Genomic DNA, 18,795 nt, shown 5'->3' on the forward strand with positions numbered 1-18,795 from the left:
TTTTATCTAAGTCATTAAAATTCATTCACTAACCGCTGGTATTTGTTAAATGATATGAGACAATCAAAGCGGTTTTATTGTTTGATTTAAAATGATTTCAGTAAACCTCGCTTATCAATCTATTCAAATGCTTTAGCCGAAAAGGGGAATCACTCATGAGGATCAATGCGTTAACTATAGCCGGAACAGACCCATCGGGTGGGGCGGGTATTCAGGCGGATTTAAAAACTTTCTCTGCGTTAGAGGCTTATGGTACGAGTGTGATGACGGCATTGGTGGCTCAAAATACCCGAGGCGTGCAATCCGTCCAAGACTTACCCCCTGAATTTGTGGCGGCACAATTAGACTCTGTTCTCAGTGATGTGCGAATTGATAGCGCAAAAATCGGCATGTTATTTAACCAAAGTAATATCGCAGTTGTGGCGAAGGCGCTGAAGCAATATCCTATTCCGTATGTGGTATTGGATACTGTAATGGTGGCTAAAAGTGGCGACCCGTTACTATTACCCGATGCGGTTGATGCACTGCGCCAACAATTATTGCCCCTCGTTTCTATAATTACACCGAATCTCCCTGAAGCCGCGGTATTACTAGACGAAAAAGTTGCACAAACAGAAAGCCAAATGTTGACTCAGGGGTATAAATTACTTGAAAAAGGTTGTCAAGCGGTGTTGATGAAAGGCGGGCACCTAAGTGATGCTGAAAGCCCTGATTGGTTAATCACACCTGAAGGTGAATGGCGCTTTACCTCTATTCGCGTAAATACTAAAAATACCCATGGTACTGGGTGTACTTTGTCAGCGGCTTTGGCTGCTCTGCGCCCTCGTTGCTCTGATTGGCAAGAAGCGGTTACGCAGGCTAAAGCCTATTTACAAGCTGCGTTAGAGCAAGCGGACAGTTTAGAAGTTGGCAAGGGGATTGGCCCAGTACACCACTTCCATGCATGGTGGTAGCCTGTAATGATTGAAAGCCCGAACACTAGGGCTTTCTCGTTATATTTTAAGCTAATAAGTTACATTGAGGCGGCAACCGGCACTGAATAGCATTCGGCTGCACTGCGAACGTAAAGGTATCTCCCGATAATGGCTCACCATCAAGGTTTAAGATCATATCGTGAGGAGATGAAATTTTTACCCATGATAATTGCCTTTCGACCAAGTGCTCGTTTTTATCGTCTGAAAATAGGTTTGCTAAAAATGCGGGTATGACATCCCTTGCAGGAATAATCAGTAAATTTAATGCGCCATCATTAATCAGTGCTTGCGGTGTCAGTTGTTGCCCTCCGCCCGCTTGGCGGCCGTTTCCGACAGCGATGACCAACGTTTCACCTTCCCAACTAAAGTTTTCACCCTCAATGCGGCAAATATCCGTTTTCAGCGTATCAGGGCGCAGTAAGCCATTTATCACGTAAGCGGCACCGCCCAATGCTGATTTCAGTGCTTCAGGCGTTTCGGTGGTAATGCGCGTCCCAAAGCCGCCAGTCGCCATATTGAGAAAATAATATTGCTTATTGACTTGCGCAATATCAATGGGAACTGCTTTACCTTTTAATGAGAGAGCAAGGGCGGCTTCAATATCCAGTGGAATATTCGCGCTGGTGGCAAAATCATTTGCCGTTCCCATCGGGAGAATTCCTAAAGTAGGGCGAGAGTCACTCGGGAACTTCATCAAGGTACTGGCAACCGCATTCACTGTGCCGTCACCTCCTGCGGCAATGATGGTATCAACGCCGTGTTTTATTGCCTGAGAAATAAAATAATAAGTATCATCCAATTCCCACGGAATACGGACTTGAATTTGATGGCCTTCATTACGTAAGTGAGTAATGGCCTTTCGCAGCTCAGCGTGATTGGCTTGTTTACCATTAAGGATAATCATGGCTGACTGATATTGATTCATATATACCCATCCATTCGGCTTAACATATGGCAAATATTCGTTAAAATGAGTATAAATGGATTTATAAGATATTGATGAGCTTATTTTAGATTTTTTACAGTAATAGCGTTAACAAGAGAAATGAAATAGAAATTGCAGATAAAAGAAATGGCTAGCTCAAGGGAGATTGAGCCAGCCAAGGAGGTGGTTCCTAGTCTTATTTTATGACTTTCTAGTTCTTCGTTTTCAAGAGTGACTATACGATATTGAATAGCCAATTGATGTGATCTGTTGCATAAAATTGGATATTCAGTGCACTTTTCAATGTAAATGTCAATAACGCGAATGATTCTCATATAAGAAAAAGCATATAAAGTGAAATAATATCATATTATAGATAAAAAAAAGCCAAAATATCAAAACGTTAAACGATGAGATTTTGGCTTTTAGCGAACAAACTATTTAAAAAACACGGAGTGGCGGTTAGCCTGCAATTTGCTTTTCTGCCTGAGTTTGGTGAGGTGCGCGGGTCGTTGTTCCTGCTAAGTTACGGATCAACAAACCAAAATTAACATCGACATCCTCAGGGATTGGCAGGTAAACCACATGGCCGTTACCGGGTGCAACATCAATCGCTTCACCTTTGCGGTTTGCTAATGAGTCCAAAGTAAAGACAATATTACCCGCCGGGGTCATCATCTCTAAGCTATCCCCAACACTAAATTTATTTTTTACATCAACCTCAGCCATACCATTGACACGTTTACCTGTGAATTCACCCACAAATTGCTGAGTTTCAGAAACAGAATAGCCATATTCATAGGTTTGGTAGGCATCGTGAGTGTGGCGACGCAAGAAACCTTCAGTGTAACCACGGTGTGCTAACCCTTCTAAAGTAGATAACAACGTTGGGTCAAAGGGTTTTCCTGCGACAGCATCGTCAATCGCACGTCTATAGACTTGTGCAGTACGAGCACAGTAATAAAACGATTTTGTGCGGCCTTCAATTTTTAATGAGTGAACACCCATTTTTGTTAGGTTTTCAACGTGTTCGATTGCACGTAAATCTTTAGAGTTCATGATATAAGTGCCATGTTCGTCTTCAAAGGCCGTCATATATTCGCCTGGACGTTTAGCTTCTTCTATCATAAAGACTTTATCTGTTGGCGCGCCCGCACCTAGGGTTGGTGCCACATTTTGTACAGGGATAGGTTCATGCACATGGACAATATTACCCACATCATCTTCTTTACCTTCTTGTACGTTATATTCCCAGCGGCAAGCATTGGTGCAAGTCCCTTGATTTGGGTCGCGTTTATTAATATAACCGGAAAGTAAACAACGGCCGGAATAGGCCATACAAAGGGCACCATGGACAAAGACTTCAAGCTCGATTTCCGGTACTTGTTGACGAATTTCAGCAATTTCTTCGAGGGATAATTCGCGAGATAAGATCACACGTGTTAAGCCCATTTGTTTCCAAAACTTCACCGATGCCCAGTTAACTGCATTGGCCTGCACTGATAAATGAATATCCATCTCAGGAAACGCTTCACGAACCATCATAATAAGGCCAGGGTCAGACATGATCAGAGCATCTGGGCCCATTTCAATGACGGGGGTTAAATCACGAATAAAGGTTTTTAATTTCGCATTATGAGGGGCAATATTCACCACCACATAAAACTTTTTACCCAACTCATGGGCTTCCTGAATGCCTTTAGCTAAGTTTTCGTGATTAAATTCGTTATTTCGTACGCGTAAGCTGTAACGAGGCTGTCCTGCATAAACGGCGTCTGCGCCATACGCGAAGGCGTAGCGCATATTTTTTAATGAACCGGCAGGAGACAAAAGCTCTGGTGTAAACATGGTTATTCTCTATCTGATGTCAAGTCAGCACTCACTCATACGAGAGAGTGTTTTTAAGGGATGAGGATTTTACTCCTATTTGATAAAAAAACCAAATATCCCACAAGAATAGTATGTCTATTGATTACTTAATATTCATCCCAACGGTAGCCGAGGCCATATATTGAACGAATAAAGGTTTTTTCGTTATCGAGGGACTCTAATTTACGGCGTAAATTTTTGACGTGACTATCAATTGTACGGTCCGTTACTACGCGGTGGTCGTCATATAAGATATCCAGTAACTGGTCGCGAGAAAACACCATACCTGCATTATCAGACATAAACTTGAGTAGCCGAAATTCAGCGGGCGTGAGTTCAAGTAACTGTGAGCCATAGCGTACTTGAAATGCATTTTCATCAATAATAAGCTTGGTTTGATTATTGCTATTAGTTTGGCTATTACTAGTTGTCATATTTGGCTGGCAACGGCGTAAAATCGTTTTGACTCGAGCCACGACTTCTCGCGGGCTAAAAGGCTTACAAATATAGTCGTCAGCCCCAATTTCTAACCCTAATAAACGGTCAATTTCTTCGGTTTTTGCTGTCACCATAATAATGGGAACATCACTGAATTTTCGTAGTTCACGACATACTGAAATGCCGTCCATACCGGGTAACATTAAATCTAATAAAATGAGTGCAGGTTGATGTTGTTTAACATAGTCGATTACTTGGTCACCCCGTGCAATTAATGCGGGTTGATAATTTGCAGCTTGTAAGTAATCGAACAGCAGTTGGCCTAGCTTGGGTTCATCTTCCACAACCAAAATAGGGGTATTGCTCTGTTCAGTCATGATCATAAACCTTTGTCTTTTAATTGAATCGGTAAATTAATGGTAATTTTGACACCACCTAATGGTGACGGTGCTGCGGAAATTGTTCCATGGTGAGCCTCAACAATATTATAGCAAATGGCCAACCCTAAACCTGAACCGCCACTGGCGCGATTACGAGAACCTTCAGCACGGTAAAAACGTTCAAATAAATGTTGGCATTGCTCAGCAGACAGCCCCGGGGCGCTATCTTGCCAAATTATACTGAGCTGGTTGTGGTCTTGTGTGACTTGAATGGCAATTTTACCTTGTGGGTCTGTATAGCGTAAGCTGTTTTCCATTAAGTTATAGAATAACTGAGTGATGCGGTCAGGGTCTGCAAACACGTTGCCTTGTGCAATAAATTGCCGTTCAACTGAAAGTTGTTGGTCTTCTAACCGCCAGCGAGCTTGGCCTATCGCCATTTCAATTAAAGGAATGATATCGGTAAGTTGCATACGATAGACCAATGAGCCTCTATCCGATAACGAGAGCTGGTGGAGGTCATTAACCAGCTTAATTAAAGTTTGAGTTTCATTCAGTAGGGAATTGATTGTTTCGGGAGTGGCTTGCCGGACGCCATCTTGCACAGCTTCTAATTCGCCTCGCAGAACTGACAACGGCGTGCGGAGCTCATGGGAAATATCCGCCATATAATCACGCCGCATTTGTTCGTTTTTTTCAAGGGTAGAGGCCAGATGGTTAAAATCTTTAGCCAGTTGCCCAAGTTCATCGCGGCCAGACTCAGGAACCCGCGTGGCAAAATCACCATTGGCGAGCCGGTTAGTGCCTTCGAGTAACCGCTTGATGGGTTTCAAAAAACTACGGGCAAGGAACAATGTGGCAATCAGAGCCACAAATAAAGACAGCCCAGCGATGATCCAACTGGTATACATTTGTTTGGTATCAAAACGGCGGTCAAGGGCGCTGCTGATTCCCGTTTCATAGCTGGCAACGAGCCAACCGACGGTTTCGCCATTGCTAGTAACAATAGGCTCACGGAGAACTTTGCTCGGTAGGGGCGTGTCTTGCCCGAAAATTAGCCGGTCTTGTGTATCATAAACCCAAAAAATGGTTCGCCAGCGCTGTCGCATCGGGCCACGATGCTGTTGATGTTCTACAGAGCGCAGAATACGAAAGAAAATGCGATCATTACCAATCAAAAACCGCCAATTGCCCATTTCTTCATATTGTTCCGCAAGGGCGGAAGAAACCTGCTCAACGCGTTGTTGGTCATTTTCTTTAATATAATCAATAAAGCCATGTTGAAAACTCATGCGCACGCCTTGGTGCATAATTAGCACTAGCAATAAGCATGTCGCAAAAATAGCTAAAAAAAGCCGAGTACTAACGCTATTTAACCTAAGCTTCATGGTTATTCTCCACAATCTTATGCGTTAATGACTTTTTGCGCTGCCAACGTTGCCTTAAGCTATCAAAACTTAAATACACAACAGGAGTGGTAAATAAAGTCAGCAATTGGCTCATTATTAAGCCACCGACAATGGTGATCCCGAGAGGTTGACGTAGTTCTGCTCCATCACCACTACCTAACATTAACGGTAACGCACCAAAAATGGCGGCGAGTGTCGTCATTAAAATAGGGCGAAAACGTAATAAACTGGCACGGAAAATGGCTTCTTGAGCGGTTAAACCCGCTGTTCTTTGTGCTTGAATAGCAAAATCCACCATAATAATGGCGTTCTTCTTGACGATCCCAATTAATAGCATGACGCCGATTAAAGCGATTAAACTAAATGGTGTGTCAAATAACTCAAGGGCTAATAATGCACCGACACCAGCAGAAGGCAAAGTTGATAAAATTGTCAGTGGGTGAATATAACTTTCATATAGAATCCCAAGGACTAAATAGACAGTCACAATAGCGGCTAAAATCAAAAATAATTGTGATTGCAAAGTTTCTTGGAATATTTGTGCCGTTCCTGCAAAAGACCCTCGCACTGTAGATGGCACGCCAAGCGCAGTCATGGTTTTTTCTATTTCGACGATGGCATCATTTAAGGTATAACCGTCAGCGACATTAAATGCGATAGTGGATGAAGCTGATAGCCCCTGGTGGTTCACGCTTAATGGCGCATTCGCCGGCTGCCAACGAGCAAAATAAGACAGCGGGATAGCGTCACCATCTTTATTGATAACAAACATTTTGTCGAGGGAACTGACATCTTGCGTATATTCAGGGGCAACTTCCATCACCACTTTATATTGGTTCATTGCTTCATAAATAGTGGAAACTTGGCGTTGGCCAAATGCGTTGTTAAGCAAACTGTTAGCTTCACGGACATCGATACCTAGCTGGGCCATTAAGTCCCTATCGTAGGTGATCGCCATTTCTGCGCCTTTGTCTTCCTTATCTGAGTTCACATCTGTCAGCTGTGGCAATTCACCGAGTGCTTTACGAATGGCGGGTTCCCAGTCACGCAATGCAGAAAGTTCATCCGCAAGCAGTGTAAACTGATAGCTGGCATTGGCTTGTCGACCTCCCACTCGAATATCTTGTACTGGCATCATAAACAGGTTAGCCCCTGGCTCATTGGCTAATTTCATGCGTAACCGATTAATGACTTCAGCTGAACTTTCAGTACGTTCACCCAGTGGTTTTAATGAGATATACATAAAACCGCTGTTTACCCGGCTACCGCCAGTAAAACCGGTGACATTATCCGTCGCTGGGTCGGCTTTAACTTGCTGCATAAAACGGGTCATTTTTTCTTTCATTGACTGGAATGAAATACTTTGGTCTGCGCGAACAAAGCCCAGCACACGGCCAGTATCTTGTTCAGGAAAGAAAGTTTTCGGAACGGTAATATACAGATAAACGTTTAAGCCGATTGTGGCAAATAGCACCGCGAGAACACTACGGCGATGTTCGAGTACCCATTTTAAAGCGATGCCATAACTTTCTTGCAAGCGCAGCAACACACGTCCAAACCCGCGATGTTTAGCTTTGACGTTGCGAGGACGTTTCTTCAGTAAGTAAGCACACATCATAGGGGTGAGCGTTAATGAGATCACCAAAGAAATACCGATAGCGGTTGCAAGGGTAATGGCAAATTCGCGGAATAAACGGCCGACCAGTCCATCCATAAGCAGTAGCGGAATAAAAACAGCCACTAAGGAAATACTCATGGAAACGACGGTAAAGCCGACTTCATGCACGCCTTTAACCGCCGCAATAAACGGTTTTTTACCATTTTCGATATGACGCGAGATATTTTCTAATACGACAATGGCATCATCAACCACAAAGCCCGTCGCAACCGTTAATGCCATCAATGACAAGTTATTTAAACTAAAGCCACATAAATACATGGCTGTAAAAGTCCCAATCAATGAGACAGGGACAGCAACGGCAGGGATCAAAGTAGCACGACCTGAACGTAAGAACAGCAGTACCACGAGGATCACCAAGGCAACGGCAATCAGTAGAGCACGTTCCACTTCGGCTAGAGACGCGCGGATGGTCGGTGTTCTGTCTTGTGCCACTTTTAAATCAATAGCGGCAGGGATCATGTCATTGAATTCAGGCAATTCAGCACGAATACGGTTCACTGTTTCAATAATATTGGCGCCAGCTTCACGACGAATGACAATCAAAATAGCCGGTTTACCGTCTGCCATACCGGCAGCGCGTACGTTTTCAATGGAATCTTTAACATTGGCGACATCGGTGAGCTTTACAGCATTGCCTTGGCTGTAATGAACAATAATTGGTCGATAATCGGCTGCTTTTTTTAACTCATCATTAGTCTGTACTTGATAACGTTTTTCGTCATCATTGATATAGCCTTGCGGTTGGCGAACGTTAGCACTACTAATGGCTGAGCGCACGGCATCAAGGGAAACCCCTTGGTTAAATAGGGCGGTTGGGTTGAGTTCAACCCGTACGGCAGGGAGCGAGCCGCCACCAACTGAAACTTCACTAACCCCTTCAATTTGCGCAATTCGCTGGGCTAAACGGGTAGATGCAATATCATAAATTTCGCCAGTACCCATGGTCTCTGAGGTCATGGTTAAAATCATAATTGGCGCATCAGACGGGTTAGACTTGTAATAACGTGGACGGCTTGGCATACCGCTGGGCAGCAGGTTTTGCGCCGCATTAATCGCAGCTTGCACTTCCCGAGCCGCGTTATTAATGTCTTTGTCGAGATTAAACTCAAGGGTAATAGTGGTTCGCCCAAGCGCACTGCTTGAGGTCATTTCGCTGATCCCAGCAATACTGCCTAAAGAGCGTTCAAGAGGTGTCGCAACGGAGGACGCCATGGTTTCCGGTGACGCCCCAGGAAGTGACGCTGTCACGTTAATCACAGGGTAATCTACTTGAGGCAACGGAGAAACGGGTAAAAATAGAAAGCTCAGGGCACCACACAAAGTAATCGCAACGCTAATCAGCGTCGTTGCTACCGGGCGGCTAATAAATAGAGCAAAGAAGCGCTTCATTATGACACCTGTGCCTTCTTCGCTTGGCGACGGTCTTTAAAATAATGAGAAAGACGGTCGAACAATAAGTAAATAACCGGTGTGGTAAATAAGGTGAGGATTTGGCTCATAATTAAGCCACCAACCATACAAATTCCTAATGGTTGGCGTAATTCTGCACCGACACCTGTACTTAGCATTAATGGCAAGGCACCTAGTAATGCCGCCATGGTGGTCATTAAAATTGGGCGAAAACGCAGTAGGCAAGCTTGGTAGATGGCATCATAAGGGGACATTCCCTGTTCACGCTCTGCAGCAAGGGCAAAGTCAATCATCATAATGGCGTTCTTTTTCACGATACCAATTAATAAGATGATGCCGATGACTGCAATAACATCAAGGTCTTTTCCTGCCATCATTAAAGCAAGTAATGCGCCAACCCCCGCAGTCGGTAAGGTAGATAAAATCGTAATCGGGTGGATAAAGCTCTCATATAAAATGCCTAATACGATATACATCGCCACAATTGCGGCTGCAATTAACCAGATAGTGCTGCTTAGTGCAGCTTCAAAGGCTAAAGTCGCCCCTTGGAATTGTGTGGTAATGGATTTTGGCATAGCAATTTGTGATTCGGCCAATTTCACGGCATTGACGGCAGACTCAAGCGAAGCGCCATTCGCCACATTAAACGAGAATGTCACCGCGGGAAATTGGTCGAGGTGATTAATGGCTAATGGCCCATTACCTTCTTGAATATTTACCAAGGTGCTTAGTGGCACAATGGCTCCATCAGTGCCTTTTAGACGAATATCATTCAGCGCATCCATACCATCACGGGTTTGTGTGTCATGTTCTAATATCACACGATATTGATTTGACTGTGTGTATATGGTTGAAACCATTCGCTGCCCAAATGCATTATATAAAGCGTTATCAATGGCTGACATTGTGATACCAAAACGGCTTGCGGTATCACGGTTAACATTCACATAGGCAACTAGCCCTTTATTTTGCCAATCACTACTGACATCCGTGAGTTCAGGTTGTTGTTCTAGGGCTTCTAACAAGCGTGGAACCCAAGTGGTTAATTCCTCTAGTGAACCGGCCTGTAACGTAAATTGATACTGTGTGCGTGCAACTTGCGTATCGATGGTGAGATCTTGCATAGGCTGCAGATATAAATTCACCCCAGCAATGTTATCCACGGATTGTTGTAGACGATCAATAATCGCCACCACTCTATCTTCACGCTCATCAAGGGGCTTTAAGGTAATTTGGAGACGCGCGTTGTTTAATGTTGGGTTGCTACCATCAACCCCCACATAAGTGGTGACATTATCAACCGCAGGGTCTGCCAATAATTTTGACGCAACTTCCTGTTGCTTTTGCGCCATGGCCGCAAAAGAAATAGATTGACGGCTTTCAATTGACCCTTGAATAATTCCACTGTCTTGCAAAGGGAAAAACCCTTTTGGGATCCACATATACAGCAAAACAGTCAGCACCATGGTGCCTAGCGCCACAGAAAGCGTTAACCATTGGTGATTAAGAATACGTTTTAACCAAATTGCGTATCCAGCAACCATACGGTCAAAGAAACGCTCACACGCTAGTTCAAAACGGTTATGTTTATGTTGCGACTCTGGTTTTAATAAACGCGCACACATCATTGGCGTTAACGTCAAAGAGACGACAGCGGAGATCAAAATAGCCACGGCTAGGGTAATGGCAAATTCGCGGAATAACCGGCCGACAATATCCCCCATAAATAACAGCGGGATTAATACTGCAACTAAAGAAAAGGTGAGGGAGATAATGGTAAACCCGATTTCACCCGCCCCTTTGAGTGCAGCGACCAGAGGCTTATCGCCTTTTTCTAAGTAGCGGGAAATATTTTCAATCACCACTATCGCATCATCGACCACAAAACCTGTGGCGATGGTTAATGCCATTAGGGTGAGGTTATTGACAGAAAAACCACAAAAATACATGACTGCAAAGGTACCAACGAGGGACAGCGGTACCGCAATGCCCGGTATTAAGGTGGCAATTCCATTGCGTAAAAACAAATAAATCACCATCACCACGAGGGCGATGGCTAACATTAACTCAAACTGTACATCATTAACGGACGCTCGAATAGTACTGGTTCTATCGGTTAAAATATCGACATTAACCGATTTAGGTAAGCTTTCAATTAATTCGGGTAACAGCGTACGAATGGTATCTGTGGTTTCAATGACGTTAGCACCGGGCTGCCGCTGCACATTGATCACAATCGCCTGTTCATTATTTGCCCATGCCCCTAAATAGGCATTTTCGGCACCTTGTGCAATCGTTGCAATGTCGCCTAAACGTACAGGCGCACCATTTTGGAAGGCCACAATAAGCTGACGATAGTCGTCAAGTGACTTCATTTGGTCGTTAGCAGAAAGCGTCACTGCTCGCGTTGGCCCATCGAAACTCCCTTTTGCGGAGTTGACGTTAGCATTGTTGATGGCTAGGCGGATGGTTTCGCTATCCAGCCCTTTGGCTGCCATGGCTTGTGGGTTTAAATTCACGCGAACAGCAGGGCGTTGACCACCGGCTAAGGTGACTAAACCCACTCCATTAACTTGGGATATTTTCTGGGCAATTCGCGTTTCAATAATATCCTGTACCTGCGTTAATGGCATCGCATCAGAGGTGACCGCTAAGGTGAGTATAGGTGGGTCAGCAGGGTTTACCTTATTATAAATCGGAGGATAGGGTAAATCCGAAGGCAGTAAGCTACTGGCGGAATTAATCGCTGCTTGGACTTCTTGTTCGGCAACCTCTAGAGGCAACGTTAATTGGAACATCAGTGTTATAACTGATGCTCCTCCTGAACTTTGCGATGACATCTGTTTAAGACCCGACATTTGCCCAAACTGGGTTTCCAAAGGCGCAGTCACTGCAGAGGTCATCACATCGGGGCTGGCTCCCGGGTAAAGGGTAACAACTTGAATCGTCGGATAATCGACTTCGGGCAGGGCTGAAACAGGTAAGAAGCGATAGCCGATGATCCCTGCAAGTAATATAGCCACCATGAATAATGTGGTAGCCACAGGGCGCAAAATAAATAAACGAGAAGGCCCACCGCCTTTTAACATTTCAGGCTGCATTACGCTTTCTCCGCGCTATTGGCTTTACCTTTGCGGGGCTCTTTTTTGGCGATGCTTTCAGCGGTAACGACTTCGACAGTTGTGCCATCGGTGAGTTTATCAACACCATCGGTGATGACTTTGGTATTTGCTGCGAGCCCACTTTCAATAACGACTTGTTGGCTATCTTGCATCCCCACGGTCACATTGTGTTTGCTGACTTTATTATCATCACTCAATACCCAAACATAGTGACCTTCATTGCCCATTTGCAGTGCAGCGGTTGGGATCACCACGGCATTTTGCAGCGTTTCAACTTGCATTTTTACGTTAACAAATTGATTAGGGAAAAGTTTTTCTTCTTCATTGGTAAAGCGCGCTTTTATTTTAAGAGTGCCGGTCGCAGCATCAATTTGGTTATCAGTACTGAGTAGCTCACCGCTTGCGATTAGCGCGATATTGTTTCTGTCCCAAGCTTCAATCAATACTTTTTCACCGGAAGATTGTGCTTGCTGGATCGCGGGAATATCACCTTCAGGTAAAGCAAACAAGACATCTGCGGGTTGAGTTTGTGTGATAACAACAAGAGGGGTTGAGGTTCCTGAAGAGATAAAGTTTCCGACATCAACTTGTTTTAAACCAACCCGCCCTGAGATGGGGGCAGTAATTTTACTGTAGGTTAATTGCAGTTTGGCATTATCAACAGCCGCTTGGTCGACTTTAATACTGCCTTGTGCCTGTAATACCGCCGCTTTTTGGTTATCTAGCTCTTGTTGTGAAATCACTTTAGTGCCAGCAAGCTTTTGATAACGCGCTAAATCTAATTGCGCATTAGCTAACGTTGCTTTGTCTTTAGCTAATTGCCCCTCAGCTTGTGATAGCTGAACTTCAAATGGGCGAGGGTCAATCTGTGCCAATAAATCTCCCTTATTGACATATTGCCCTTCGGTAAAATACAGCTGCATTAACTGGCCTTCAACACGGCTGGTTACAGTGACAACATTTGCCGCTTGCACCGTGCCTAAGCCTGATAAAAATCGCGGAACGACTTTTTGTTCAGCAACGGCAAACTGCACAGGGGCTAACACACGTGGTGGGCGGCCCATCGCGCTTCGCTGTGAGTTTGGTTTTGCTACGGTACCAGTAGATTGTGTATCTGATTGTTTTTCTTGATGATAAAAGTACCAAGAAACGCCAGCTACCGCAATAATGGCAATAAAAATGGCAGAGCGAATAAAAGGTTTACGTTGTTTTTGTTTATTCATTTTGGGTAATTCGCTTAACTCAAAAAAAGTGGATGAGATCCGTCAGGCTGTATACTAAAAAACTAACAAAAAAGAGTCAGTTAGACATATTAGTAGTTTAACGTGATAGGTACAAAGAAAAATGGAGGAAATATGAATAAGTGTCAATTTCTGTACTTGTATACTTCAGTGCTTGTAAAGGGGGAGAGCGGGGGGAATAATTTTGTAACAATTAAGATTGCCCCCTGAGTAAATAGGGGGCAATCGATTTTATAAACTAGAAGCTTTTAATACCGCAGATTTTTCGTTTGAAGACTCTGAATTGACAGTCCAACCTTTCCAAGATAGAGGAATGAAGGCTACAGCAACCGCTAATAATGAGACGCCAGCGACATAATAGGCAGGTGCCATGTGAGATTGCTGCAACCAAGCACCAGTTAATATTGGTGTTAAACCACCAAAAATTGCATAAGCCACATTGTAAGCGAATGACAGACCAGAATAGCGAATTTCAGGTGGAAATGCGCGTGTACTGATAATAGGAGTGGTTGCAATCGCACCAACAAAGAAGCCCATCAAGCCATAGTTAAAAATTAACGTACTCGCCGCAATATCACTGGATAATGACGAATAGAAGTAAATTGCCGTTACGGCTAATCCACCCCATGATAAAGTCATTGAGGTACGTGTTCCGGTTTTATCGCCTAACCAGCCCCAGAAGATACAGCCTAATGTTAAGGTCAATGTCGCCGCACAGTTGGCTTGCAATGCCACATTCCTATCAATGTTATAGATCCCTTTTAACACCACATCTGGTGTCATCAAAATGGTGACAACGATAGCGGTTGATAATGACCACGTCAGTGCCGCAGTGATCATACAAGCTTGTTTATGAGACTTAATGACGGTTTTGACGGGTAATTCTTGTGACAAGGCCTTTTTGGCTGCCAGTTCTTTAAATATCGGGGTTTCTTGTAAAAAACGACGTAAATACACAGAGATAAACCCAAAAACACCACCAAGAATAAATGGAATACGCCATGCAAAATCATGAATTTCAGTTGTAGTATAAGAGCGCTCAATAATAATTGCGACGATAGAGCCTAATAAAATACCACCGGTGATCCCAGAAGTCAGTGTACCGACACCTAAACCATAACGCTGTTTTGGTGTATGTTCTGCAATAAATACCCATGCACCTGGCATTTCACCACCAATCGCGGCACCTTGCATAATACGCATTAACAGCAGTAATAATGGAGCAGCAGCACCAATAGTTTCAAAAGTAGGTAAGAAACCAATAACAAATGTTGGGAATGCCATTAAGAAAATACTGAGGGTAAACATTTTCTTGCGGCCAATTTTATCCCCGAAGTGAGCCATGATAATGCCACCAAGAGGGCGAGCAAGGTAACCTGCTGCAAATAGACCCAGTGTTGCCATTAGCGCGAGAAATTCGTTATCCCCTGGGAAAAATAGTTGGGAAATAATTTTTGCGTAAAAAACAAAGATAACGAAGTCATAAAACTCAAGAGTTCCCCCTAAAGAGGATAAGCCTAATGTTTTATAGTCTTCTTTGCCCAAAGGTCTCGCAGAGGGCTGGCTGGCGGTTTGCGGTGTCATTATAGTTTCCTTCTAACTACCTGTAATACTAAATTGCATAAATTCAAAATAATAAGCATTGACTCATAATAATGAGCTAATCATTTTTATTGGTGCAGATAAGAGGTATAAAACGTTGGATGGGTATAACTTAGTTTAATACACAGTATCTTTCTTGCATGAGTATATTTATAGCAGGAAATTCTATATTCTGTAAACCTCAACCCTAAAAACAAGAATGACATTCCAATTAGTTTTGATTTGTTAGCGTATTGATTTGGTGTGATGATAAATAACCTTATATGATGTTAATAATATGAATTTTGCAGAATATCGTATATTTAAATTAGTGAGTTATAGCGTTAATTATATTTAATTTAATAAATTCTTACTGAATTATGGTAAGTAAATATTACCTAGATATTATTCGTTATAATTAACTTTATTAATCTAGATAAACTAAATAACTATAAAATCATTTAATTAATAGATAAATAAAAGGGTTGTTTGCGGGATTTTGGTTTTTTAGCTGGGCTTTGCTGTCGGAGGGAGTGTTTTGTAAATTGCACGCGCCTAATCTAAGAGTAGGACGCGTGCAAAGCGAATTTAAACGAGGAATAGAGTGGCTAAGCCAAGGAAAATAAAGAAACCGCCTGTATCTGTGATAGCGGTGATCATCACGCTAGAACCGATAGCAGGGTCCTTGCCCAGTTTTAGCATAATGAGTGGAATAACTACGCCCATAATAGCCGCCATTAGTAGGTTCAAGATCATCGCTAATGTCATGACTGCACCCATAGCGATATCGCCATAAAGGAAGTAAGTGACGACACCCATAATTCCTCCCCATACAACCCCATTAATAAAGGCGACACCAAGCTCCCTTAACATTAAGAAAGAGAAACTATTGTTTTGTATCTGGTGCAGGGCAATGGCACGAACAATCATGGTAATGGTTTGGTTTCCCGTATTACCGCCAATTCCTGCCACAATAGGCATTAATGTGGCAAGGGCGACTAATTGGGAAATCGTATCTTCAAAAACCCCAATAACACGAGAAGCCACAAAAGCGGTACATAGGTTAATGGCTAGCCATGTCCAACGGGTTTTAACGGCTTGGCCGACAGGGGCGAAAACGTCTTCTTCAGGGCTTAACCCCCCCATACGACGAATACTGTTATCGTTTTCTTCACTAATGTTATCAACGATATCTTCAACCGTCAGGCGGCCCATTAGTAGGCCGTTGTTATCAACAACAGCCGCAGAAATTAAGTCATAACGTTCGAACGCACTCGCTGCGTCTTCGCCTTTTTCATCAGGCAAGAAGGTCACTGTGTCAGTCTTCATGACATCGGCCACTATTTTTTCAGGGGATTGCGTTAAAATAGTGGTTAGAGGCAATTCACCTTGTAAATAATTACTGTTATCGACAACGAAAATTTTGTCGGTCGCTTCTGGGATCTTGCCCCGTTGGCGTAAATAACGTTGAACCGTTTTTAGCGTCACATTTGGGCGTACGGTGACGAATTCAAAATCCATCATTTGGCCGACGCTATCTTTCGCATATTGTAAAACTTCGCGAATACGGCTTCGCAGGCTAGGTTCTAAATAGGTGAGGAGCCGACGCATGGTGTCACGAGGTAAATGCTCAGCAATATAGGCTTGTTCGTCAACATGCAAGTTGGCAACGGCGCGCAGTAGTTCTCTGTCAGACATATCCTTAATTAGGCTATCCCAAACAGAAACCGAGGCCTCAACTAACACTTCACCACGTTCGTTATTATCAACAAGACGCCATAACGCGAGACGCTCATCATAAGGGAGCATTTCTAAGATATCGGCGATATCCGCAGTGTGTAAATCAAGTAGCAATTCTTTTACAAGACTAATTTTTTCACTAATTGCTTTGTCATCAATACTGACGTGTTGATCATTTTCAACAAGCGCATGGACGAACTCTTCGTCATCTAAAAATAGCGTCAGGATTTGCTGGCGAATATGTGCCAGTTTTTGAGAGTGCGGGTTGACTGTTGGCGCCGCATCGGTTGAGAAAGCAGATTGTGACATTTTAATCCTTAAAGCAATAGCAGCGCAAAAGCGCTTTTTATGAATTCGTCTGCGAGCGGACGAAATTTATTATCATTATTGTCGCTTATTTAAATAATATATCAAATAGTTGAGTCAAATAAGCGGTGATTTTCAAGTCATCAATGATGAATAATAAGAACAAATCACTACAATAATGGCCGCAAATTACTCATTTTCTGCGCAAATAGTTAACGACCAACCGGGAACATCTTCCCAATAGCCACTTTCCTTTTCTAAATCTAATAACATCAATGCATTTTGCACGAGATATTCAGATGGTAAATAGATAGTCCAGTGCCCATCATCCGTTTCTATCCGTAACGAAGAAGGGATTGTTGTAGATTGGCGTTGATTATTTAACAAAATGGCTAGCCGCAAAATTTGGATAAGCGGCATAAATTGTTTTCTTTTAAATAAATTAAATTTAGGGATATCGTCATACTTAATAGCCCTACGATGATTACGTACTAATGTTGCCAGTAATAGTTGCTGTTCTTGGTTGAAACCCGGTAAGTTAGTATTTTGCAAAATATAAGCAGAATGGCGGTGCATACCACTATGATTAATACTTAAGCCAACTTCATGGAGCATAACCGCCCATATTAAAATGGATTCTAACTGTGGATTGAGTTGTTTAGGGTTTTGCTGCCCCCATTGGAAATAGAGCTCTTCCATCGTTTTTAATACACGTTTCGCTTGCTCTCTATCAATATTATAATGCTCAGCAAGGCTTAATGCAGTACGTTGACGGATATCTTGGTGACGGAAGCGGCCTTCCATTTCATATAAAACACCTTCACGTAATGCACCGTCAGATAAACGTAACTCTTTAATTTCTAATGAATCAAAGACGGCAAGTAAAATGGCTAAACCTGGGACAAATACGTGTTTACGTTCATTAGAGAGGCCCAGTATATTTAGTGAGCTAAATGACTTATATTTTAATGCCATTTGCTTGATTTCGATAAGGCGTTCACGGGTGATAATACCGTCTTTATAGCCTAATTCTTGTATTACACTATGAGCAGCTTTGATGGTGCCCGAGGCACCCATCGCGACGTCCCAAGTTTGTTTCTTAAATAAAATCGCAGTGCTTTCTAATTTTAAGCAAGCCCCTAGGTAGGCGCGATTAAAAAATTCAGGGTTGATTTCTTCATTTGGGAAGTAAGTGCGAGCAAAGCTCACACAACCCATACGGCGGCTTTCAATCAAAAGCGGTTCAAACTTCTCACCAATGACTAACTCAGTTGAACCACCACCGATATCAAGTACTAATTTGCGGCCTTTTTCGGGTTGGGTGTGTTCAACGCCCATAAAAATCAATCGAGCCTCTTCTTGGCCTGAAATGATTTCAATAGGATAGGGCATGATTTCTTTTGCGCGTTGCAAAAATAATTTCACATTCGTTGCGACACGTAATGAGTGTGTGCCAACAATACACACGTTCTCAGGGGAAAATCCTTGTAACCGTTCGGCAAACAACGCGAGGCAGGCAAGGCCACGTTCCATGGCTTCTTCACTTAATTCATTGGTATCACTTAGGCCATCGGCAAGGTGAACACGTTTTTTCAAACGAGTGAGAACTTGCAATGCACCGTTGACAATACGAGCAATGACCATATGAAAACTATTGGAGCCTAAATCTATAGCCGCAATTTCTTGTGGTCTCGGTGTTGAGGCGTTGGTTATTGGCAT

At 43.2% G+C, this 18,795-nt stretch carries 10 protein-coding genes and 1 pseudogene; 1 reads left to right on the plus strand and 10 read right to left on the minus strand.

All coding sequences use genetic code 11. The annotated features are described in order from the left end of the window. Positions 1-155 precede the first annotated feature (155 nt). Positions 156-953, plus strand: a complete 798-nt coding sequence (gene thiD, locus PSE83_RS04240; protein ID WP_004253495.1) for a bifunctional hydroxymethylpyrimidine kinase/phosphomethylpyrimidine kinase — start codon at positions 156-158, stop codon at positions 951-953. Positions 954-999: 46 nt separating this feature from the next. Here the strand turns inward: thiD and yegS are convergent, their stop codons facing one another. The 10 genes and pseudogenes from yegS to PSE83_RS04290 all read right to left on the minus strand — a co-directional run bounded on the left by yegS (position 1,000) and on the right by PSE83_RS04290 (position 18,795). Next, positions 1,000-1,899 carry a lipid kinase YegS gene (yegS, locus tag PSE83_RS04245; RefSeq protein WP_004253508.1) on the minus strand — a complete coding sequence of 300 codons (900 nt, stop codon included), beginning with the start codon at positions 1,897-1,899 and terminating at the stop codon, positions 1,000-1,002. Between the two features lie 462 nt (positions 1,900-2,361). Further along, the gene (trhP, locus tag PSE83_RS04250; protein ID WP_004253511.1) at positions 2,362-3,747 is read right to left on the minus strand and encodes a prephenate-dependent tRNA uridine(34) hydroxylase TrhP; all 1,386 of its coding nucleotides are present in this window, start codon (positions 3,745-3,747) and stop codon (positions 2,362-2,364) included. Positions 3,748-3,875: 128 nt separating this feature from the next. Further along, positions 3,876-4,583, minus strand: a complete 708-nt coding sequence (baeR, locus tag PSE83_RS04255; RefSeq protein WP_172767103.1) for a two-component system response regulator BaeR — start codon at positions 4,581-4,583, stop codon at positions 3,876-3,878. A 2-nt stretch (positions 4,584-4,585) separates the two neighbouring features. Further along, entirely contained in the window at positions 4,586-5,974 is a 1,389-nt protein-coding gene (gene baeS / locus PSE83_RS04260; protein ID WP_004253515.1) for a two-component system sensor histidine kinase BaeS, read from the minus strand. Continuing rightward, positions 5,964-9,065, minus strand: coding sequence for a multidrug efflux RND transporter permease subunit MdtC (mdtC, locus tag PSE83_RS04265; RefSeq protein ID WP_272660676.1), 3,102 nt, complete (start codon positions 9,063-9,065; stop codon positions 5,964-5,966). The genes baeS and mdtC overlap by 11 nt, the downstream gene beginning before the upstream one ends. Beyond that, the gene (locus PSE83_RS04270; protein ID WP_164565251.1) at positions 9,065-12,187 is read right to left on the minus strand and encodes an MdtB/MuxB family multidrug efflux RND transporter permease subunit; all 3,123 of its coding nucleotides are present in this window, start codon (positions 12,185-12,187) and stop codon (positions 9,065-9,067) included. Before PSE83_RS04270 ends, mdtC begins: the two co-directional genes overlap by 1 nt. Further along, entirely contained in the window at positions 12,187-13,431 is a 1,245-nt protein-coding gene (locus PSE83_RS04275) for an MdtA/MuxA family multidrug efflux RND transporter periplasmic adaptor subunit (protein WP_094960479.1), read from the minus strand. Before PSE83_RS04275 ends, PSE83_RS04270 begins: the two co-directional genes overlap by 1 nt. A gap of 249 nt (positions 13,432-13,680) precedes the next feature. After that, positions 13,681-15,033, minus strand: a complete 1,353-nt coding sequence (locus PSE83_RS04280; RefSeq protein WP_004253528.1) for an MFS transporter — start codon at positions 15,031-15,033, stop codon at positions 13,681-13,683. 585 nt (positions 15,034-15,618) lie between these two features. Then, a pseudogene (mgtE, locus tag PSE83_RS04285) lies at positions 15,619-16,905 on the minus strand (magnesium transporter); the annotation flags it as partial. Between the two features lie 360 nt (positions 16,906-17,265). Continuing rightward, on the minus strand, positions 17,266-18,795 hold the full coding sequence (locus PSE83_RS04290) for an exopolyphosphatase (RefSeq protein WP_004253535.1): 1,530 nt from the start codon (positions 18,793-18,795) through the stop codon (positions 17,266-17,268).

Source organism: Providencia sp. PROV150, assembly GCF_028481025.1.
Lineage (GTDB): Bacteria > Pseudomonadota > Gammaproteobacteria > Enterobacterales > Enterobacteriaceae > Providencia > Providencia hangzhouensis.